The sequence below is a fragment of the Flavobacterium chryseum genome (genome assembly GCF_004362015.1).
GTDB lineage: Bacteria > Bacteroidota > Bacteroidia > Flavobacteriales > Flavobacteriaceae > Flavobacterium.
The window spans coordinates 313,473-335,317 of the sequence record NZ_SNWW01000007.1; the positions used below are offsets into that span (position 1 = coordinate 313,473).

Sequence of the window (21,845 nt, forward strand, 5' to 3'; positions counted from 1 at the left end):
GGATTTATTACTTTGAACCTTTGTTCCTTTGAGCCTTTGTCCCTCCTTAACGAACCTCGATTAATAATCTTGGGTCAGAAAAATTATTTACCTGTTCCATACTTAAGCCTAAAGCGTTAGCCACTCCTTCTCCGTATGCCGGATCTGCTTTGTAACAGTTTCTAATATGACGAATCTGAATAAAAGGCTGTGCTCCTCCTACTTGTGCTGCAGTATTTTTAAACAACAATTGTTTTTTCTCTTCAGTTAATAAACGGAAAAGTAAACCCGGTTGTGTAAAATAATCATTATCATCATCTCTGAAATTATGCGCATAAGCATCACCGTGAAGTTTCAATGGTGGTTCTTTGAATTCTGGTTGCTCCTGCAATTCTCCAAAGCTATTTGGTTCATAATGTTTTTTTGATCCATTATTTCCATCTACACGCATGGCTCCGTCTCTATGAAAAGTATTGTACGGACATCTTGAAGAATTTACCGGAATTTGGAAATTGTTTACTCCTAAACGGTAACGGTGTGCATCTCCGTAAGAAAACAAACGGGCTTGCAACATTTTATCTGGCGAGAAACTAATTCCCGGTGGTACATGCGCCGGATTAAAAGCTGCCTGCTCTACTTCTGCAAAATAGTTCTCAGGATTTTTGTTCAATTCAAATTCACCAACCGGAATTAAAGGAAAATCGCTTTTTAACCAAACTTTAGTCAAGTCAAACGGATGAAAACGATAATTCTCCGCTTGCTCTTCGGTCATAATTTGAACAAACATTTTCCATTTCGGGAAATTCCCTTCTTCAATAGCATCAAACAAATCTCTTTGATGGCTTTCTCTGTCGCCTCCCACTAATTTAGCTGCTTCTTCATCCGAAAGGTTTTCGATTCCTTGTTGGGTTACGAAATGAAATTTCACATAATGTCTTTCGTTTTGATGATTTATGAAACTAAAAGTGTGACTTCCAAATCCGTGCATTTGTCTGTACGATCTCGGAATTCCACGATCACTCATTACAATTGTAATTTGGTGTAAAGCTTCGGGTAATAAAGTCCAAAAATCCCAATTGTTATCAGCACTTCTTAAATTGGTTTTTGGATCACGTTTTACAGCGTGATTTAAATCCGGAAACTTCATCGGATCACGGAAAAAGAAAACCGGAGTATTATTTCCTACCAAATCCCAATTTCCTTCATTGGTATAAAATTTCAATGCAAAACCACGAATATCTCTTTCGGCGTCCGCAGCACCTCTTTCTCCTGCAACTGTTGAAAAACGCGCAAACATTTCTGTTTTTTTACCAATTTCTGAAAATATATCAGCTCTTGTATATTTTGTAATATCGTGAGTTACAGTAAATGTCCCGTAAGCACCAGAACCTTTAGCATGCATTCTTCGCTCTGGAATTACCTCACGATCAAAATGTGCCATTTTCTCTAAAAACCAAAAATCCTGTAATAAAACAGGCCCACGTGGTCCTGCAGTTTGAATGTTTTGATTGTCCGGAACGGGAGTTCCCGTTGCAGTTGTTAATTTGTTGTTTGAATCCATATTGCTGATATTTAATGTTCTATCAAATATACAAACTAATCATTACTATATTAATAAACAAAATTGATTGTTATTATATTTTAATAACCAAAAGCTATATTATAGTGCAGAATGCTCAAAATGGCGTTAAAAAAAATCTTAACTTATGTCCAACAAAGTAATAACAAAACCTTAACAGCAAAGCCTTGATATATGTTAGATCTTTGTAGTGTAATAAACTGGTTATTTATTATTTTGGTTTTGGTTAGTTAAATGATGCCGGCGTCTTCGAGATGCCGGCATTCTTTATTTATATACTTTTTGTTTTTTTTTTACAGAGTTTCACAGAGATTTTACACAGAGATTCGGAAAGGTTTATTAAATATACTTAGTGTAGCTCTGTGTAAAATCTTTGTGAATCTCTGTAATAAAAAACTAAACCTGAAACTAAAATTCTCATTTTGGATACAACTACACGAGATTTAGATACTTAATAAAAGTATTACAAGCGGATCTTTGCTATATCAATTTTTAATTTAAATTAAAACAGCAATTATGAGTACAATACAAAATATTAAATTAGGAAATCAGGGACTTATTGTTCCGAATATTGGTTTGGGATGTATGGGAATGACGCAGATTGCCGGAATGGACATTTATGGCAAAGCCGATGAAAAAGAAGCAATCGCTACTATTCATCGTTCACTTGAATTAGGAGGCAATTTTTTAGACACTGCAGATTTATACGGTCCGTTACATAATGAAAGATTAATTGCCAAGGCTATAAAAGGCAATCGTAATGCTTATTCTATCGCTACGAAATTTGGATATGAAATCGACGACAGCGAACAGCTAACCTGGCAATTTAACGGTAAGAAAGACTATGTAAAAAAGGCCGTAGAACGTTCTCTGAAAAATTTAGGAACTGATTATATCGATTTGTATTATTTACACCGTTTAGATCCTAACACACCAATTGAAGAAACCGTACAGGCTATGGCAGATTTAGTTAAAGAAGGAAAAGTTGGCTATATCGGATTGTCTGAAGTTTCATCAGAAACGATTCGTAAGGCACACAAAATTCACCCTTTAACTGCGGTACAAACAGAATATTCTTTATTTGAAAGAACTGTCGAAGAATCCGGTATTTTAGATACTTTAAACGAATTAGGAATTGGTTTTGTAGCTTATTCTCCATTGGGCAGAGGTTTTATTTCCGGAGATATAAAAACGCCGGACGACTTTCCGGAAAATGATTTCAGAAAAGCAATTCCACGTTTTCAGGGAGAACAATTTCAAAAAAATATCGAACTGGTAAACGAAATAAAAAAATTGGCAGACGAAAAACAGATTACGGCTTCTCAATTAGCACTTGCGTGGATTGCTTCAAAAAATATTTTAGCTATTCCGGGAACGAAACGTGTTAAATATGTAGAACAAAACATTGCTGCCGCTCAAATGGTTTTAAGTACAGAAGAAATGAATCGATTAGAAAAAATTATTCCGCTTGGTACGCAAACCGGTGCAAGATATGACGAAGCTAATATGGCGGGTATCGATCAATAAGTCTTCGACTTCGCTCAGCCGGACAAGATCGAGTCAATGAGGAAATTAACTTATATTATCCATAGGAAAAGTTATCTTTACGGTAGCTTTTCCTCTTTTTATCTATTTCTTTAAATTTTTGTTATGAAAAAAGAAGTTCACATTCCGTATCAAATTCAATCTATTTCAGAATTACATTCTATGCTTAAAATCCCAAAACCGGAACATCCGTTAGTTAGTTTCGTGGATTTAAGCAAAATAACATGCCATTTTGATGATAATCTTAAAAGTGTTGTTTACTCTTTTTATACGGTTTGTATCAAAAAAGGGTTTACCGGAAAAATGAAATACGGTCAAAATTTTTATGATTTTGATGAAGGTGTAATGACTTTTATGTCGCCGGGACAGGTAATTTCAACAGAAGTAAGTGTTGATAGCGCTGTTTATGGAGCGATGCTGGTGATTCATCCTGACTTTATTCAGAATTATGCCTTGGCTAAGAAAATTAAAGAATACAGTTATTTCTCTTATTCTGTAAACGAGGCTTTGCATCTTTCTGAAAAGGAACAAACGATGATTACAGGAATAATGAAAAATATCGAGCAGGAATATTGTTCTTCGATTGATGCTTTTAGTCAGGATGTAATGATTTCTCATATCGAGTTGCTTCTTAATTATTGCAACCGTTTTTACAACCGTCAATTTATTACCCGAAAAAGTGCCAACAACACGCTTTTAACCAAACTTGAAAATCTTTTATCTGATTATTTTGAGGGTGATAAAGTGCAAAAATTTGGTTTACCAACTGTTGCTTATCTTTCAGATGAATTGAATGTTTCTCCTAATTATTTAAGTGATATGCTGCGCACTCTAACTGGGCAAAGCACACAACATCATATTCATAATAAAATTATTGAAAAAGCAAAAGAGCTGCTAACGACAACTTCATTAAGCGTGAGCGAAACCGCTTTCCAGTTAGGATTTGAATATCCGCAGTCATTCAATAAATTATTCAAAAATAAAACCAATCTCTCGCCTTTAGAGTTTAGAAGTTCGTTTAATTAATATTTTTTACCGCAAAGTTCGCAGAGATTTACGTAAAGGTTCGCAAAGTTTTATACACACAGCTTTGCTAACTTTTCGGTTAAGTCTATAATTCAAGAAACCTGGAAACTTGGAATTTGGAATTTACAATCCAGCAAACTTAGAATTTAACTTTTTAATCTTTCGTGCAGTACTTTAAAGTACGGAAATGCCTTTAACAATCGGCTGCCGTGCCAGGAAAACATCTCTCCATCAACAAAAACAGTTTTGGCGTGGTGCGTAAAACGTCCGATTTCAAAAGCGTCTTCTTCTTTAAAAGGATAAGGTTCTGAAGAAAGAAAAACCAAATCTGGATCGCCTTCTAAACGCATTTTTTTGAGCTCGATTTCCGGATACCGACCTTTGTCTGCGTAGATATTTTTAAAATGATTCAATTTTAATAATTCATTTATATAAGTGTCATTTCCGGCAACCATATATGGGTCTTTCCAAATAAAATAAGCTGCTTTTTTAATTGAAATATCCTGAATGTATTTTTTGAAATCGCTCAAGGCAAAAGCCAGTTTGTCGTTCCATTTTTGGGCTTCGGTTCTGCAATTGAAGATTTGACCAAAATCTGAAATCATCTGAAAATTATCTTCTATAGAAACAATATTCGTAACCCAAACCGGGCAGATTTCACGTAATTGGTTTACGATTTCTTCGGTGTTTTCTTCTTTATTACAAATGATAATATCGGGCTGTAATAATTTTATTTTTTCAAAATGAATTTTCTTAGTTCCGCCAACTATTTTCTTGGTAGATTTTAAATGATATGGATGCACACAAAACTTAGTAATTCCGATGATTTTTTCATCTAAACCTAAATCATGTAACAATTCCGTTTGAGAAGGAACAAGGGAAATAATGCGTTTTGGAGATGTTTCAAAAGAATGTGTTGTACCAATCTGATCGGTTATTTGTTTCATGTTGGAATTGTGTATCTCTGTGGTAGACTTTTAAAACCTGAGGTTAAGAATTTCTTCCATTTCCTGTTGCACTTTCAAAGCTTCTTCCCTTGCTTTTTCAGCAAAATCAGTTCCTTTTGAGGCATAGATAATTGCTCTTGCAGAATTTACTAAAAGACCAACTTTATCATTTAATCCGTATTGGCATACTTCAGATAAACTTCCGCCCTGAGCGCCAATTCCGGGAACTAAAAGAAAACTATCCGGAACAATTTTTCTGATATCGGCAAAGCATTCTGCTTTTGTTGCTCCCACGACATACATAAGGTTCTCACTGTTTTTCCATGTTTTAGAAGTTTCTAAAACCTGTTTGTATAATTCTGTTCCGTTTGTCGTCAATGTCTGAAAATCAAAAGCTCCTTCGTTCGACGTTAACGCTAACATTATGGTATGTTTATTTTCGAAGGCAAGAAATGGCTCAACAGAATCTTTCCCCATATAAGGTGCAACGGTTACACTATCAAATTTCAAATCTTCAAAAAAAGCTTTCGCATACATGCTTGAAGTGTTGCCGATATCGCCGCGTTTTGCATCTGCAATGGTAAAAATATCAGGATAATTTTCGTTGATGTAATTGATTGTTTTTTGCAGAGACATCCATCCTTTTATTCCATACGCTTCAAAAAAAGCAGTATTCGGTTTATATCCTACTGCTAGATCGTGAGTAGCATCAATTATGGCTTTATTGAATTCGAAAATAGGATCTTCGGTTTCTAATAAATGGGTTGGAATTTTGTCCAGATCAGGATCTAAGCCGACACATAAAAATGATTTTTTCTGAAGAATTTGTTCGTGTAGTTGTTGTGTTGTCATTCTTGTTTTTTTAGTCTTCTAATCGATTAGAAGTTTTTCTTTTGTAGAAGTATGCAAAAATAAAAAAAGCCACTCAATTAAGAATGGCTTTTTGGCATTATATTCAATTCTGCTTACAAATTACCTAAGTAAACAATTTCTGTTCTTCTGTTTTCTGCTCTTCCCGAAGCAGTTTTATTTGATTTTACGGGTTTTGTAGCACCAAATCCCTGAGAAGTTAAATTGGCAGGATTTACACCTTTTTCAATCAAAAGATCCATGATTACTTTTGCTCTGGCTTCAGATAATTTCTGATTTGCTTTTGCATTTCCTACGTTATCTGTATGCCCGTTAATGGCAAATTTTGCGTTTGGATAATTTTTCAGAATCTCTTTAATTGCATCTAATCTTCCTGATGTTTCTCCTTTTTTAGCATCACTCAAAGTTGCTTTTCCTGTTGTAAAAAAGATTGATTTTGCTTCTACTTTTAATTGCTCTAATGTTGCTTTAGAAACTTTTGGACAACCTTGATTGTCTGCAGGACCTGCGATTAAAGGACATGCATCGTCTTTATCCAAAACGCCGTCTTTATCGGCATCCAGATTCGGACAACCTTTGTTTTCAGGTAATCCGGCTTCGTTAGGACAAGCGTCATCTTTGTCTAAAACGCCATCCATATCGGTATCCGGCCAAGGACAGCCTTTATTTTCTACCGGGCCCGCTACTGCCGGACAAGCATCAACATTATCCAATAAAGTATCTCCATCTTTATCTTTCCACGGACATCCTTTGTTTTCTACAGGACCTTTAACATCGGGACAAGCATCATCTTTATCAAAAACGTTGTCTGCGTCTGTATCCGGCCACGGGCATCCATTATTTTCTGCTGGGCCTGCTACTTTTCTGCACGCATCTTCTTTATCAATAACTCCGTCTTCGTCAGTATCTTTAAATTTCTTTTCGTAGACCGGAATTTTCATTCCTAAATGAAAATCGGCTCCTTTTGATTCTTTAGAAATCAAATTACTAACAATAGAACCTGAACCAATAAAGAAAACGCCTACTCTAATTCCTGAACCTACCTGCATTCCTGTGTATTCCATCCAGGTTAGCGGCATGTAGTAACTAAACCATCTGCTTTCGTAACGCGGCGTCAAAGACACTCTGTCTGCAATTCCGTAGCTGTTAATTTTATTTGCAGAAACCATATTAATGTCTCCATTAAGATTCAGATAGAATTTTCTGTACATGTTCCAGTCAACGTCAGCATGAAGTGCAGTTGGCAAATTTGTTTTTGCTCCTTTTGATGTTGAGGTTTTTGTATAATGCTCGTTTAAGAAATCATACAGATTATCGGCATCATCAATCATTTGCTGCGTTACAATACCATTTACATTGTAGGTGTCCTGTTTTGCATTTTTATAGTCAATAGAACCTATATCTGTAACAGATAATCCGAAACGTAGTTTGTATTTGTTTAAATCCCTAAAATTATTATCTGCAGGTTTTGCTTTGTCTAAATCATAACCTGCATAATCCGGTCTCCATTCGTAAACAAGTCCAAAATCAAAACCAAATCCTCTTGATTTACGGTCAAAATCATAATCTTCATTTGCCTCAAAATCCTGACTTGCGCCCACTGTGATTTCTCCGCTTGACGCCAAAACTCCCAAACTTGGGTCTACTGTGTTTTCAACATATGTTACATTTACATCTTTTCCTCTTACATATCCGTTTACACCACCTTGTAAATATTTGGCTGTCAAACCTCCTTTTAAGAAATGTTGGTCTTTTTGATATAAAACCGCAGCATAAGAAACACCCAATTCTCCCCATGTATTTGAAGATCCGTTGGCATTTCCTGCATTAAGATTAAAGTCGCTGGACTGATCTAATCCGTCTTTTACCTGATCGATAAGATAGCCGTTAATATTTCGCACATTACTAACCGATCTGGCTCTTGTAAATACAGCTATGGTATGCTTAGGAGCAATATTAAACATAAATGATGGTCCCATAATGTCAAAATTAGCAAGACCGTTATTGGCATTTGACGGAGTCATTTTGGCTTCACGGTCAAAATCATATCCATCTTTGTAAACATCAAATAGGCGTACTCCGTACAAATCGTTTTGCACAGATCCACTGATTGAAAATAAATTGATATCGGTTTTAAAACGAGAATCGGCTATAGAGGCCGGGTTAAAAAGTACACTTTGTACACCTGCATAATTATCATTAAAATAACCTAGATAAGATTGGGCTTTTACAGTAACAGAGGCAGTTAAGATTAATAAAACGAGTAATTGTTTTTTCATTCAAGTAGGGGTTTTAAGTTTTAGTTGGCGGCAAAACTACAATAAAACATTTACTAATATGTTACCAAAACATTGAATTCATGTAACATCCTTGGAAAATTATATAAGATAAAAAGTTTATTGCTTCTTTAATTTTGTAAAAAACCTAATTATGAGCCCAAACATTGGAATTACGCCAAAAAATTTAAAGAAAAGCACCACTATATTAGCCACGATTTTATCTAACGAAATGACTTTATATGTAAAGACGAGAAAGTTTCACTGGAATATTTCAGGAAACAGTTTCATGGAATTGCATAAATTATTTGAAGATCAATACCGAGTTTTAGAAAATAATATTGATGAAGTTGCAGAACGTATTAGCCAATTGGGCGAAAAAACAATTGGAACTATGAAGGAATTTATCGAGAATTCTACGCTAAAAGAATCTCCTAAGGAATATGCTTCGCAAAAGCATATGCTGGAAGAACTTTTAGAAAACCATGAACAATTGGTGACTGAATTTAGAGAGTATATTCCGGTTTTTGAAACTGAATCTAACGATATTGGTTCTGCTGATTTTGTAACAGGTTTGTTACAGCAACACGAAAAAATGGCATGGATTTTACGTCGTTACCAAGTGTAAGAAATCGTAAATGTGAATTATGAAACAATCCAAAAAATTGATATAACAGAAATAAACGGATAATTCAGAACTTTACAATATTATTAATTACTAAATATAACGATCATGAATACTACAGAGATAAAAGGAAATTGGAATGAGTTAAAAGGGAAATTAAAACAAAAATACGCTGATCTAACAGATGATGATCTTATGTATGCAGAAGGAAGAGAAGACGAAATGTACGGAAAACTTCAGCAGAAATTAGGTAAAACTAAAGAAGAATTTAATCAAATGTTATCGGATTTGTAAATCCTTTTTGACCCAATTAAGATACCGTCTAAATTTTTAAACTTAGACGGTATTTTTTGATTTATTCAACCCATGCTTTGTTATCAATAGAATTTAAATTTAATCTAATCCACCCATAACCAAAAAAAAATAAGTATCTTTAACCCTATTTTAATACTATGAAACTATTTATAAAGTTCGACATCAACACGATTTGTTCTCTTTTTTTAAAAGAAAAATTAGAGGAACAGAACATGAATTTTACCACATTAGGTTTTGGCGAAATTGAACTAGATGAAAATCTGAGTGTTGAATCGCTTGAAACTTTAAAAAATAATTTAAGCCCTTTTGGTTTTGAAGTTGTTGAAAACCAGAAAAGCGTTTTAGTGCAAAAAATTAAAGATGCCATTATTGAACTTGTTTATATGGATGACAATAATAATTTTAAAAGTTCTGTATTTTTGGCAGAGAAATTAAATCATAGCTACGGTTATTTATCGAATGTTTTTTCGGAAGTAACGTATTCTTCTATTGAAAATTTCATCATTCTGCAAAAAATTGAAAGAGCAAAACAATTGATGCTTGTCAATGAAATGAGTTTGACCGAAATTGCTTTTTTACTTAATTATTCGAGTGTTGCGCATTTGAGTACACAGTTTAAAAACACAACCGGAATTACTCCCTCGGCCTTTCAGAGGATTATAAAGAAGAGAAGAGAGAATTTAAAATAAGATAAAAACCAAATACCCTAAAATTCAATGCAAAAAAACGCATTACACATTTTACTCGCCGATGACGATGAAGATGACCGCTTATTTTTTAAAGATGCCTTTGAAGAAGTGAGAGTTCAAACTAAAGTTACATTTGTTCATGATGGTCTTCAGCTTATGGAACATTTACTGACTCCTGATGTTAAATTACCGGACATTTTGTTTCTGGATTTGAACATGCCAAAAAAAACAGGTAAAGAATGTTTAATTGAAATCAAAAAAACAGAGCACCTTAAAAATATAATTATTGCGATCTATTCTACTTCATCATCTGAAGAGGATATTGAAGACACTTTTATAGAAGGTGCAAATATTTATATCAAAAAACCGAGTGACTTTAATACCCTAAAGAAAATAATTAACGAAGTTGTTACTTTAAATTGGCATTATCATACTTCTGGTCTAAACCGGGATAATTTCTTGTTGCGCCTAAAATAATGACTTATAATGAAATGGATACCCAGGTTTAATTCTTCAAACTCTTTGAGAGTTATTTTTGTAATCGCAGTTTTCATTCTGTTATTTCTTTCTTCAATTGCTTACAAACACAATCAGGATTTAAATGAATCCAGTAAGGTGGTAATGCATACTTATGAAATAAACATTCAATTAGAGCGATTAATGTCTGCGATAAAGGATGCCGAAACCGGTCAGCGTGGTTATATCATTACACGAAACAGCCGTTTTTTAACTCCTTATATTTATTCTCGCGACAGGGTAAATACTTCATTTATTACATTAAAAAAACTTACGGCAGATAATCCGAAGCAACAGCAAAACCTTCAGAAACTATTTAAATTAATTACGCAGCGTTTCGCTTCTTTCGAAAACTGCTTTAAATACAGCAACCCTAAAACATATGATAAAAGGAAACTTGATAATCATATGTTCGGGGGGCGAATTTTAATGGAAAACATTCGATTTCAGGTTGATGAAATGAATGACATTGAAAAAAAATATCTTCAGAACAGACTGAAGATTTACGATCAGGAAATTTCCTTAAGCCCGATTTTCTCCGTTTCTTTATTTTTAGCCGCTTTATTTTTTATTCTTATTGCCTACAGACAAATTAGCAAAGACATTGAACGTTTAAAAATATTCAATAAACGACTTTTAATTTCATCCCGATTAATGGCTGAATCTGAAGTTATAGGTAAATTTAGCACCTGGCAATGGGATTTAGATACCAATAAAATTGATTATTCAGACAACCAATATCGATTATTAGGTTACAAACCAAACGCTTTTATTCCTGAAAAAGAATCTTTCTTAGATTTTGTTCATCCGGATGATAAAGAAGCCATAGCTAAATCTATGGAAGACATTATAGAAAAGAAACACCTTCCTTTTATATATTATAAAATTGCCCGCCGTGATGATGAAATTCGGTATTTTAAGTCGACTGGGAAATTACTGACGGATCAACAGGGAAGTAAAATTCTGCTCGGAATCAATTTTGATATTACGGATGAGCATTTGCTAAACATCGAACTTCAGGAACGTAATAGAGAACTAGAAAAAAGTAACAAAGAACTTGCTTCTTTCAATCACGTTGCAAGTCACGATTTACAGGAACCACTCCGAAAAATCCAGACTTTTATTTCGAGAGTTTCTGATGCCGATAAAGCTGTTATATCAGACAGCGCCAAAGATTATATTACTAAAATTGAAGATTCGGCTAAACGAATGCGCGTTTTAATTGATGATTTACTTTTATTTTCGAGAACGAATACAACTAAAAAAGAATTCATAAAATCGAATTTGAATGAGTTGTTTGAAAATGCAAAATCTGAATTAGCAGAAATCGTTGACGAAAAGCAGGCAATTATTACCACTTCAAAATTACCAAAGCTTGAAGTTATTCCTTATCAAATCGAACAGCTTTTTATAAACCTCATCGGGAATTCTTTAAAATACAGTCGTGAAGAAGTTATTCCTGAAATTAAAATAGAATCGGGAAAAGTACATTCAAAAGAATATCCGGATTTATTAGATCAGAATATTAAAAAGTACTACAAAATAACTTTTACAGATAACGGAATGGGTTTCGATCCTCAGTTTAAAGACAACATATTTATACTGTTTCAGCGTCTTCATTCTAAAACCGATTATCCGGGTACCGGAATTGGTCTTGCCATTTGTAAAAAAATTGTAGAAAACCACAAAGGCAGCATTATAGCTGACAGCACGCCCAATAAAGGCTCAGTTTTTACTGTTTTTCTTCCTGAATAAAATCCTTAAAAAGTACACATAAAACGTTATATAAATCCATTATGGGAATTATATAACGTTTCTTTTTTATGCTGTAAAGAAATTTCTTCTAATCGTTAGCATCTTTGTAATGTAATACTTTAACAAGTAATTCATGAGAACAATGCCGCTATTGAGAGCAACAAATTTGAAAGTTTTTTTTTTATTGATCATTACTTGCACATCATCATGCAAAAAAAATAATCCGATAGAAAACACTTTAAAAAATGAAGCTTTTAGTACGACAGACAAAGAACAAATGGACGCTTACTTTTTTATTGCGACGGCAACATTAAGTAACTCTATTATTTCGAAAAGTCAAATTGCTCAGCAAAAAACTTCAGACAGTATTATAAGACAAATAAGTAAGAAAATTGAAAATCATCAAACTGAATTGTTACAAGAAGTAGCAACAATAGCCAACAACAGGCTGATCATTGTTACTGATATAAATAATAATACCAACAAACTGGATTTATACAAGTTGATGGATACAAATGATGCCAGTTTTAATAAAGTTTATTTGAGTTCAATAAAAGAATCATTAAACAAAGAAATTGAAACATTTGAATCTGTCTATAAGAGAACAACAGACGAAGTGATTTTAAAATTAGTATTGCGCTATTTGCCTAAAATGTATCAGTTTTTAAGAGAAACTGAACAAATTAAACAACAAATTAATTAAATGCCCTTAGAGCCATTATTAACACTAAAATTTATTTAAATTATGAAAATGCAATCAAAATTTTTATTCGCCTTAGCCTTTTTTATGACAGCTACTTTTGGAGCTTTACATGCTCAAGATGACAACGTTACTACCGAATTTGGAGTAAAAGGAGGATTTAACATGTCTAATTTCTTATCAGACGACGATGAAGCAACTGACGAAAATATCCTGTATGGTTTTAATGCCGGAGTTTATGCCACATTACCCATCTCAGATTTTGTTGCTATTCAACCAGAGGTTTTATTTACTACAAGAGGTTCAGAGTTAGAATATAACAGCGATTTAGGTAGTCAAAAAGTAAAATTCAAATTAAATTATATCGAAGTTCCTTTATTGGTAAGAGTAAATATCACTAAAAACTTTAATCTTCAGGCAGGTGGATACGCATCTTACCTTGTAAGTTCTAAAGTTACCGGAGAAGGATCATTTGATTTTGAAGAAGATATTGATACAGATGACTTAAACAAATTTGATGCAGGTATTGCAGCAGGTGTTGGAGTTGACTTTAGCCCAATAAGCATTGGTGTTCGTTACAACTATGGTTTAACAACTATTGGTAAAGAAAGAACCGTTGCAGGTGAAACTTTTAGATCGCCAGATGCAAAAAATAGTAACTTATCTGTTTACTTATCATACAGATTAAACTAAAAATAAATAATTAATATTAACCCTAATAATACAAACAACCATGTCAAATTTATTATACACAATCGCAGTTATTCTTGTTATTCTTTGGGCCCTTGGGTTCTTCGTTTACAGTGCTGGAAGTATCATTCACATTTTATTAGTTATTGCTGTAATTGCAATTCTATTCAGACTTATCAAAGGTCGAGGCATTTAAAAAAACACAATTAAAACAATTTTATATTAATCATTTAAATCAAATATTATGAAAGCTAGTAACACAATTTTAGGAATTTTAGGAGCTGCAGCTGCAGGAGCATTTTTGGGAGTTTTATTTGCACCGGATAAAGGTTCAAATACAAGAAAAAAAATCTCAGATAAATCAAAAGATTACGGAGATAACCTAAAAGGTAAAGTTGATGGAATTTTAAGCACTATTACTTCAAACGGTAAAGAAATTATCGAAGAAGGAAAAAACAAATTCAATCAGGCTAAAGAAGACTTCAACACTATTAAAGATGAAGCAAAAACTGTTAAAACGAACTACTAAATAAGTGTTTTTTTCAAACCATAAATACCAATATCATGGAATCAAGTGCAACAACAAACGAGAATTTAAATCTTTATGAAAAAGCTGAAAACTATACTAAGACTAGTTTAGAATTATTTAAACTAAAAACAGTATGTGCTGTAGCTGATGGTGTCTCATCATTAACATCAAAGATAGCGGTTGGCGTAGTTGTTGCATTTTTTACCTTGTTCCTTAATATTGGATTAAGTTTATGGATTGGGAAAGAACTTGGGGAATATTATTTTGGCTTTTTCATCATGGCGCTTTTTTACTTAATTGTTGCCATCGTGATACACAAAACGCATCATAAATTAATTAAAACCCCAATTGGTAATTCTATTATTTCAAGTATTCTTAAAGAAACTGATTTAAAAAATTAATAATTAAAGAAGACACTATTATGGAGCCTATTTACACTATTGATCAATTAAATCAGCGAATACAACTGTTAGAGACGCGTCAGGATACCGAGTGGTGTGCCATAAAAGATGAAATCGATGATATTAAAGATAATTTAAAACCCATCAATCTCATTCGAAGCGCAGTTGAAGAAATAAATGAAACGGTTGGTTTTAAAGGTCACCTCGCCCAGTCTGCTATAAGCATTGGATTAGGTTTTCTAGCCAAAAAACTAGTAGTAGGAAAAAGCGAATCTGTCTTTAAAGGCATTTTAGGATCTGTCATACAACTAGCTATAACCAATATAGTTTCAAAACCGCATGAATCTTCACATGAATCATCAGAAGAAGAATCATCACAATACGAACCATCTAGAGAGTAATTGTTTAAACTAAAAATTAAAGTATTATGGAAAAGTTAAGCGAAATAGTATTGAAAAATGGTGTATACGTTTACTCGAATCTATATAAATGTTTTGAATTTTCGAGATTATTCTTAGGTATCTAACTTGCTTTATACGTTTTATAAACAAACGGTTAAACAGTTAATATCCTTCAATATATATTATAAGGTTCTGAGATTCTAAGGCTCTAAGTTGCTGAGGTTTTTATTTACTAAGTAGCTAAAGCAAAATGATTTAAATTATAGATGCTTTATTCTCAACCAAAAAAGAGAGTATTTCACAATTGTGAAGTACTCTCTTTTTCTTTTTAAGGTGCTGAGGTTCTGAGTTGCTAAGGTTCTAAGAGTATTAGCTTCGTAATTCAACTTAATTGCAAAAAAAAAAAGAGATTGTTTCGCAAAATGAAACAATCTCTTTTTGCTTTTAAGGTGCTGAGGTTCTGAGTTACTAAGGTTCTAAGACTATTAGCTTCGTAGATTCAACTTAATTGCATAAAAAAAAAGATTGTTTCAATTGAAACAATCTTTTTTTTATAATCTTAGCAACTTAGAGCCTTAGTAACTCAGAACCTTTCCTTTAGAATACTTCCGAAGCTTCCTTCAATTTCTCCATATTGTTAACCAATTGCAATTCGGCAACAATTTTCTGAATGTCACCATTCATGATATTTCCTAAATCGTATAAAGTCAAACCAACTCTGTGATCTGTTACACGACCTTGTGCGTAGTTGTACGTACGAATCTTAGCCGAACGGTCACCAGAACTAACCTGAGAGGTACGTTTTGTAGCATCTTCAGCCTCTTTCTTAGCCAATTCCTGTTCGTATAAACGAGAACGTAAAACGCCCAACGCTTTATCTTTGTTTTTATGTTGTGATTTCTGATCCTGACATTGCGCCACCAATCCTGTTGGAATGTGCGTTAAACGTACCGCAGATTTCGTTGTATTAACCGATTGTCCTCCAGGTCCAGACGAACAGAAGAAATCAACACGAACATCGTTCATATCAATTTGAACATCAAATTCTTCTGCTTCCGGTAAAACCATTACTGTAGCTGCAGAGGTATGCACACGACCTTGCGTTTCTGTCTGAGGAACACGCTGTACACGGTGAACACCAGCTTCAAATTTCAAAGTTCCGTAAACATCTTCTCCCGAAACCTCAAAAATAACCTCTTTGAAACCTCCCGAAGTTCCTTCGTTCATATCTACAACCGAAGTTCTCCAACCTTGGTTTTCACAATATTTAGTATACATTCTGAATAAATCTCCGGCAAAAATACTCGCTTCGTCTCCACCCGTACCTGCACGAATCTCAACCATCACGTTTTTAGCATCTTCTGCATCTTTCGGAATCAACATAAATTTAATTTCTTCCTCAAGTTCCGGCAATCTTTCTTTTGCTTCATCTAGTTGCATTTTGGCCATTTCAACCATATCTGCATCACTTCCATCCGCAATAATTTCGTTTGCCTCATCTATATTAGCCATCAAAAGCACATATTCATCACGCTTTCCAGCCAATGCTTTTAGGTTTTTGTACTCTTGATTCAATTGCACATAACGTTTCTGATCAGAAATAACATCCGGCTGGATAATTAAGTCTGAAATCTCGTCGAAACGTTGTTTTACTATTTGAAGTCTATCTAACATTTTCTAATTCCTTTTATTGGACTGCAAATTTACGAAATTTTTGTTGAAATTTCTAGCATTGATGTTTTGAGTTTTTTAGGGAGGATTTTTAATGGAATTATGGTGGTTTTTAGGAGCTGTTTCCTGCTATTCGTTACAATCTTTTGTTCCGCTAAAGCTCCACAAAAGGATTTCCACTTCTATCAGGGCTAGGGATTTTGGTTTTATTTAGGCGTTTATGGATTTCCGTAAAACTAGTGAATTGAGAAGATTTAATTTTAGCAAAAAAAATCAGGTATTTTTACTTGGTGATTAGTTTGAATTAAATACGATGTTTGGGAAATGATTTTTAACAGTTCTAATGTTAATTTATATATTTGAATGATTCAAAACAACATAAAAAAATACAATAAGATGGAAAAAACATTACAAAAATTTGAAAATTGGATAGTTGTTATCCAAAAATCAATTTTAGTGTTGGCAGGTATTGAAGTTTTGATTGTACTAATTATAGGAGTAGCATCAAATAATGTAACAAACAATACTAACTCTCTTATTTGGAGTTCTATTCTTATTATTTTAGGAATTTTATATGTTATGATAACAATTATTAAAATCGCTTATAATAAATCTTTTCCCATATCAATTGTTAATGAATTAACTTCAAAAAAAAAACTGGAAATTTCCTTGTCTGAAATAAATCGAAAAGATGCAATTAACAATTATATCTCTAATACAATTATTGCACTAAGTCAATGTAAATGTGAAATTCCAAGACAACAAGAAGAAAGTGATTGGGAAAAATATTCAGACGACGATTTTACCAAAGGTTTAAAAGATGTTTTAAATATTTTTAATAGTATTCTAAACATTTTATTGAATACAACAAATTTTAAATTTAGTACAGGAATATATGTCGAACATTTTAGAGGAATTGGTCAAAACAATAGGCCAAAAGCTAATGATGGAATGTTTTTAATTCGAGATGATTATGAACTTACTAAATCAGACAGTATAAGAAATTTAATGAAGGCAGAAAGACCATCAGGTATTAAGTTAGAAATTCAAAATGCCATTAAAATTTCTCTCCATAATGGTAAATACAAAACTAAAACAATCAAAGTAAATGAAAACCGAAAAGTTTTATTGATTTGCGCAAATATAAAAAATTTAAAAAATGATGATCAAAAAGGTGTATTGTTCATTATAACCGAACCCCTTAAAAAATTACCTGATGATATAGAATCTGTATTTAAAGTTTTTACAAATATTTTATCTCATTGGCTTGATTTGTATGAACACGAAGTTATAAGCAGACAAATTCAAATTATGGGTGAAGAAATTCAAGAAGATGAAAAAGTGCTTACTAAAAAAAATGAAGAAACAGATTTTGAGGAAATTAAATAAATAATATCATGGATAATGAAGCGATAAAATTACTTGAACAAATTAACAAGTCTCTTGTTGAAATAAATGTTCGACAAAGAACTTTGGAGATGATGGAAGAAACAAATAAATTATTTGATAAATCAGATAGACGAGTCGAATATGCGACAAATCAAATTCAAAATACTTTTGATAGAGTCCATGATAAAATCTTCAACTTTAATAATATTTTAATTGGTGCATTTTTAGTTTTAGGAACATTTCCAAATGATGCGCCACATGTAAAGCTTTGGACAATTATTTTCCCAATATTAAATATGGTATTCATGATTTATATAGACATAAATCAAATGGAAATTCATAGATATGCCGCTGGTGAACAAGAATGGAACGATGTGGAGAGAGACGCATATGGTAAAAAAATAGAAAAGCAAACTAGACTATCAATGCTATCGCTCTTTCTTTCAGTTGGATGTTTAATTTATCTGATTATTAAAGTAGTCTAAATTTTATAAAAATATTAATTTCCCTCTGCTGGCGCGAGCGTCCCGCTCGTGACGCAATCTAAATTCTGATAATCAAAAATTAATTTATATGAGAAAAATCTACATCTTACCTATTCTGTTGATACTTCTATCTTCATGTGCTAATAACAGTACACTGAAATATTCGAAGGAAGAATTCGGGAAAAAATGGCCTTTTTCAGTTGATGAAATAGAAGTCTATTGTGACGGTTATAAAGAAATTTATTGCACAGCAAGTGATGGTAAAACTTATGCTTTAAATGGTTCTGCAAAAACTGCTTCACAGGATAATCCTAGTTTTAGTAAAATTGAAAATATCTGGCTAGATGATCCTGAATTTGAAGGATTAAAAATTCCTTATACTCAATTTATAACTGAAGGACTTAAACTGTGTGAAGATAAATAGAATTTTCCACCTCTCTCGCTTGAGCATCTCCCCTGCTGGCGCGAGCGTCCCGCTCGTGAACACAATCTAGATAAATAAAAAAATAGTCATGAGCGGGACTCTAGCACTAGAAGCAGATATTTCTAGTCTTTGAATTTATAAGTCTCTTTTTATTAACTGTATAAAATTACAATGACCTATGGAACAACTAATAAAACAAGATCTATTTTTAGAAAAATATAATATTGACATTAATAATTTCGAGGCAACAACTCTAAAATGGAATGATTTAAAGCTGATTCATCAAGATTATCTTAAAGAAATTCCAAAACTGGAGTCTTCAGCAATATACATTTTCAATAGTTTGATGAAAACACCTAATGTTCATTCTGTTAGATATAGAATTAAGGAAGCTGAACATGTAATAGAAAAAATAATTCGTAAAAGAATTAGAGATCCAAATCAAATAATCACAATTGAAAATTATAAATCTGAACTGACAGATTTAATAGGTCTTCGAGCTTTACATTTATTTAAGGAAGAGTGGAATTCTATACATGAATTTATAACCTCGACATGGGAATTAAAAGAAAAGCCTGTTGCGAACTATAGAGATGGAGATTCTTCTGATTATAAAAAAGAATTTGAAAAATTAGATTGTGATGTTAAGGAACATAAATACGGTTACCGTTCTGTTCATTACATAGTTGAAACTAAACCTGCAAAAGAGACATATTTTGCTGAAATTCAGATTAGAACAATTTTTGAAGAAGCTTGGAGCGAAATTGACCACACAATAAGATATCCATATGATCAAGATAATCCTGTTTTCGGGCAGTTTTTATTGATATTAAATAGACTTGCTGGTAGTGCGGATGAAATGGGTACATTTATTCAATATCTCAAAAAAGAACTTCAAACCAAGGAAACTAATTTCAATCAGATGATGAATGAGAAAGATAGCTTGATCAAAGAATTGGAAGCAAAAATCCGTAATCTTAAAGTTGAAGATTCTGATAAACAATACTTAACAGATGGTTTAGAAAAATTAAAGATGCCAACATATTCATCTGATTATATAAAATTAGGAAATGCTGTTTCTGATGCTATTCGAAATATTTCGTTGATAACAAACTTATCTGACTTATCTAATATTAAAAATATACAATTACCACAAACATTAATAACTTCAGATTTTTCTTCACTACACAAAACAATCGACAGTAATCCTATATTTTCTCAAATACAAGCCTCAAGGGAGTCTCTTAAAGACAAAAAGAAGTTAAAATAATCGTTATTAAATTCCCCGCTGGCGCGAGCATCCCGCTCGTGAACGCAATCTAAATCAATTTCAAAAACTATGTGTTCACGAGCGGGACGCTTGTGCAGGCCTAAGAGACATAATACTATTATTGGAATAGAAAATCAATCTTGTGGGCACAGATTAGAAATTCGCACTATCAGGTTTTAGATTATAATTAATTCAATCAGAGTATTTAAAGATGACAACAAACGAAGAACAATACATCAGTTTCCTTAAACAAAAAGTTCTTAAAAGAATTTCAATTGAGATTAATGAAAATTCAATTAATAATATCATAAAAACTGATCTGTATGAATCACATATAAAAGACAAGATTTCCTCCAGTTTTCAAGAATATTATTTTGAAACATTAAACAAGGAGTATTTTTTAAGTTCGAAAAATTTCTTCAAACAATTTAAAAGCCGCTATTCTTTGCAAGGAATAGATAATGAGTATTTAGACAAACTTGAAAATAACAAAACTGAAATTTTACAATTGATTCGTCAAAATTCTTTAACCAAATTATACATTAATTATTTTAACAAGGCATTAATAAAACATGGCGATTTAAAAAAAGAGAAAGATTTAGGTTCTTTTTTCGCAAAATTAGTTCATCACTTTTTACCAAATGAATACTGTGCACTAGATAATCCCATTAAAGATTATTTTGGATTATCTAAAGAAAGTTTTTTTATTGCTTTCTTTATTATTAGCGAAGAATACAAAAAGTGGGCAATAGAAAATAAACAACTACTTAATACTATTAGAGAAAATTTTAGACAACTTGATCAAAATAAAATCTTAGATTTTAATTTACTTACTGATCATAAACTGCTAGATCTTATATTTTGGAGCAAAGCTAATAGAAATAAAAAAGTAAATACTAAAAATCCCTCCCAGCCAACAAGCATAAAACTTCACGATGCAATAATCCAAATTTTAGTAGACGAAAATCGAGCGATGTCTACCAAAGAAATTGCAGAAAAATTAAATTTTAATAAGCTTTATACCAAAAGAGATAAATCTGAAATTACTGATTTTCAAATTCACGGTAGAACTAAAAAATATCCAAATTTATTTAATCGTGATGGCTCTATTGTTGCCTTAGTTAATCTAAAATAATTTTGAAACTAATATGGAACTTCAAACCAATATAAAAACCAAACCAATGAAACTACTAATAACCACATTACTTTTAATTTTCAACCTAACAATATCCGCACAATCGAGCAATTCCGTTGGCGATTATACTCGTTCACTTGGTGAAGAAGGAAAACATACAATCGAATATAAATTGACCTTAAATCAAGATGGAACATTCGTATTTCATTCGTATTCGAAAATACAAGGCGGAATTCCAAATGAAGTAAACCAATACGGAAAAGGAAAATGGAGCGCAAAAGACAATATGATTACTTTTACTTCAGATAAAAAAGAAGACTTTGACGAAAAGTATACTTTAGATTTTAATAATTCTAAAGCGAGATTTATAACTAAAAATCCAAGAGACAAAACAGATAAAGTCGTTAAGACAAAACTTCTATTTTTAGAATCAGGTATTTTTTGGATGCAAAGAGTTGATATTTTTAAAGTTTAGAAATGCATTAAAGTCCGTACAGGAAAGTCCGTATTATTTTGAGATTAAAGATATCTATTGCAAATTCTGGCAAAAGTGAGCATGCCATTCCGGTAAAAGAGATCAGTTGATTCCGGTTTAAAGTGACCACCCTATTCTTGTAAAAGAGATCAG

The 21,845-nt window shown here is 32.4% G+C and carries 24 protein-coding genes; 19 read left to right on the forward strand and 5 right to left on the reverse strand.

From position 1 onward, the window contains the following. Window positions 1-46: 46 nt before the first annotated feature. Complete coding sequence (locus EV143_RS15255) at window positions 47-1,540, reverse strand: catalase (RefSeq protein ID WP_133508800.1); 1,494 nt, start codon at window positions 1,538-1,540, stop codon at window positions 47-49. 534 nt (window positions 1,541-2,074) lie between these two features. Here EV143_RS15255 and EV143_RS15260 point away from each other — a divergent pair. Together EV143_RS15260 and EV143_RS15265 are read left to right on the forward strand one after the other, a co-directional pair. After that, window positions 2,075-3,085: an aldo/keto reductase gene (locus EV143_RS15260; protein ID WP_133508801.1), complete on the forward strand. Its 1,011-nt coding sequence runs from the start codon at window positions 2,075-2,077 to the stop codon at window positions 3,083-3,085. Between the two features lie 123 nt (window positions 3,086-3,208). Then, entirely contained in the window at window positions 3,209-4,129 is a 921-nt protein-coding gene (locus EV143_RS15265) for a helix-turn-helix domain-containing protein (protein ID WP_133508802.1), read from the forward strand. A gap of 146 nt (window positions 4,130-4,275) precedes the next feature. Here the strand turns inward: EV143_RS15265 and EV143_RS15270 are convergent, their stop codons facing one another. From EV143_RS15270 to EV143_RS15280, 3 genes are all read right to left on the reverse strand, one after another. Continuing rightward, complete coding sequence (locus EV143_RS15270) at window positions 4,276-5,076, reverse strand: ABC transporter substrate-binding protein (protein WP_133508803.1); 801 nt, start codon at window positions 5,074-5,076, stop codon at window positions 4,276-4,278. Between the two features lie 30 nt (window positions 5,077-5,106). After that, window positions 5,107-5,928, reverse strand: a complete 822-nt coding sequence (gene pyrF / locus EV143_RS15275; protein WP_133508804.1) for an orotidine-5'-phosphate decarboxylase — start codon at window positions 5,926-5,928, stop codon at window positions 5,107-5,109. 113 nt (window positions 5,929-6,041) lie between these two features. After that, on the reverse strand, window positions 6,042-8,225 hold the full coding sequence (locus tag EV143_RS15280) for a DUF5723 family protein (RefSeq protein WP_133508805.1): 2,184 nt from the start codon (window positions 8,223-8,225) through the stop codon (window positions 6,042-6,044). A 151-nt stretch (window positions 8,226-8,376) separates the two neighbouring features. Between EV143_RS15280 and EV143_RS15285 the strand changes: the two genes are divergently transcribed. The 11 genes from EV143_RS15285 to EV143_RS15335 all read left to right on the forward strand — a co-directional run bounded on the left by EV143_RS15285 (window position 8,377) and on the right by EV143_RS15335 (window position 14,843). After that, the gene (locus tag EV143_RS15285) at window positions 8,377-8,850 is read left to right on the forward strand and encodes a Dps family protein (RefSeq protein WP_133508806.1); all 474 of its coding nucleotides are present in this window, start codon (window positions 8,377-8,379) and stop codon (window positions 8,848-8,850) included. Window positions 8,851-8,955: 105 nt separating this feature from the next. Continuing rightward, window positions 8,956-9,141 carry a CsbD family protein gene (locus tag EV143_RS15290; RefSeq protein WP_133508807.1) on the forward strand — a complete coding sequence of 62 codons (186 nt, stop codon included), beginning with the start codon at window positions 8,956-8,958 and terminating at the stop codon, window positions 9,139-9,141. Window positions 9,142-9,299: 158 nt separating this feature from the next. Continuing rightward, entirely contained in the window at window positions 9,300-9,851 is a 552-nt protein-coding gene (locus EV143_RS15295) for a helix-turn-helix domain-containing protein (protein ID WP_133508808.1), read from the forward strand. 27 nt (window positions 9,852-9,878) lie between these two features. Next, the gene (locus EV143_RS15300; RefSeq protein WP_059118491.1) at window positions 9,879-10,328 is read left to right on the forward strand and encodes a response regulator; all 450 of its coding nucleotides are present in this window, start codon (window positions 9,879-9,881) and stop codon (window positions 10,326-10,328) included. 9 nt (window positions 10,329-10,337) lie between these two features. Beyond that, the gene (locus EV143_RS15305; protein WP_133508809.1) at window positions 10,338-12,122 is read left to right on the forward strand and encodes a sensor histidine kinase; all 1,785 of its coding nucleotides are present in this window, start codon (window positions 10,338-10,340) and stop codon (window positions 12,120-12,122) included. Between the two features lie 133 nt (window positions 12,123-12,255). Then, window positions 12,256-12,825 (forward strand): DUF4142 domain-containing protein, encoded by a 570-nt coding sequence (locus tag EV143_RS15310; RefSeq protein WP_133508810.1) that lies wholly within the window; start codon window positions 12,256-12,258, stop codon window positions 12,823-12,825. Between the two features lie 42 nt (window positions 12,826-12,867). Continuing rightward, window positions 12,868-13,515, forward strand: coding sequence for a porin family protein (locus EV143_RS15315; protein WP_133508811.1), 648 nt, complete (start codon window positions 12,868-12,870; stop codon window positions 13,513-13,515). A gap of 40 nt (window positions 13,516-13,555) precedes the next feature. Next, window positions 13,556-13,708: a lmo0937 family membrane protein gene (locus EV143_RS15320; RefSeq protein ID WP_133508812.1), complete on the forward strand. Its 153-nt coding sequence runs from the start codon at window positions 13,556-13,558 to the stop codon at window positions 13,706-13,708. 48 nt (window positions 13,709-13,756) lie between these two features. Next, window positions 13,757-14,041: a YtxH domain-containing protein gene (locus tag EV143_RS15325; RefSeq protein WP_133508813.1), complete on the forward strand. Its 285-nt coding sequence runs from the start codon at window positions 13,757-13,759 to the stop codon at window positions 14,039-14,041. Between the two features lie 35 nt (window positions 14,042-14,076). Beyond that, window positions 14,077-14,442, forward strand: coding sequence for a hypothetical protein (locus tag EV143_RS15330; protein ID WP_133508814.1), 366 nt, complete (start codon window positions 14,077-14,079; stop codon window positions 14,440-14,442). 20 nt (window positions 14,443-14,462) lie between these two features. Further along, the gene (locus tag EV143_RS15335; RefSeq protein WP_133508815.1) at window positions 14,463-14,843 is read left to right on the forward strand and encodes a hypothetical protein; all 381 of its coding nucleotides are present in this window, start codon (window positions 14,463-14,465) and stop codon (window positions 14,841-14,843) included. A gap of 597 nt (window positions 14,844-15,440) precedes the next feature. Here EV143_RS15335 and prfA read toward each other — a convergent pair. Then, window positions 15,441-16,517, reverse strand: a complete 1,077-nt coding sequence (prfA, locus tag EV143_RS15340) for a peptide chain release factor 1 (protein WP_133508816.1) — start codon at window positions 16,515-16,517, stop codon at window positions 15,441-15,443. Between the two features lie 393 nt (window positions 16,518-16,910). On the opposite strand from prfA, the gene EV143_RS15345 reads away from it, so the two are divergent. From EV143_RS15345 to EV143_RS15370, 6 genes are all read left to right on the forward strand, one after another. Further along, window positions 16,911-17,903: a hypothetical protein gene (locus EV143_RS15345; RefSeq protein ID WP_133508817.1), complete on the forward strand. Its 993-nt coding sequence runs from the start codon at window positions 16,911-16,913 to the stop codon at window positions 17,901-17,903. A gap of 8 nt (window positions 17,904-17,911) precedes the next feature. Beyond that, on the forward strand, window positions 17,912-18,388 hold the full coding sequence (locus tag EV143_RS15350; protein WP_133508818.1) for a hypothetical protein: 477 nt from the start codon (window positions 17,912-17,914) through the stop codon (window positions 18,386-18,388). Between the two features lie 88 nt (window positions 18,389-18,476). Further along, window positions 18,477-18,812: a DUF2511 domain-containing protein gene (locus EV143_RS15355; protein WP_133508819.1), complete on the forward strand. Its 336-nt coding sequence runs from the start codon at window positions 18,477-18,479 to the stop codon at window positions 18,810-18,812. Between the two features lie 178 nt (window positions 18,813-18,990). Beyond that, entirely contained in the window at window positions 18,991-20,082 is a 1,092-nt protein-coding gene (locus EV143_RS15360; RefSeq protein ID WP_133508820.1) for a RelA/SpoT domain-containing protein, read from the forward strand. A 211-nt stretch (window positions 20,083-20,293) separates the two neighbouring features. Further along, the gene (locus EV143_RS21680) at window positions 20,294-21,217 is read left to right on the forward strand and encodes a hypothetical protein (protein ID WP_208111284.1); all 924 of its coding nucleotides are present in this window, start codon (window positions 20,294-20,296) and stop codon (window positions 21,215-21,217) included. A gap of 46 nt (window positions 21,218-21,263) precedes the next feature. Next, window positions 21,264-21,692, forward strand: coding sequence for a copper resistance protein NlpE N-terminal domain-containing protein (locus tag EV143_RS15370; RefSeq protein WP_166638165.1), 429 nt, complete (start codon window positions 21,264-21,266; stop codon window positions 21,690-21,692). The last annotated feature ends 153 nt before the right edge of the window (window positions 21,693-21,845 follow it).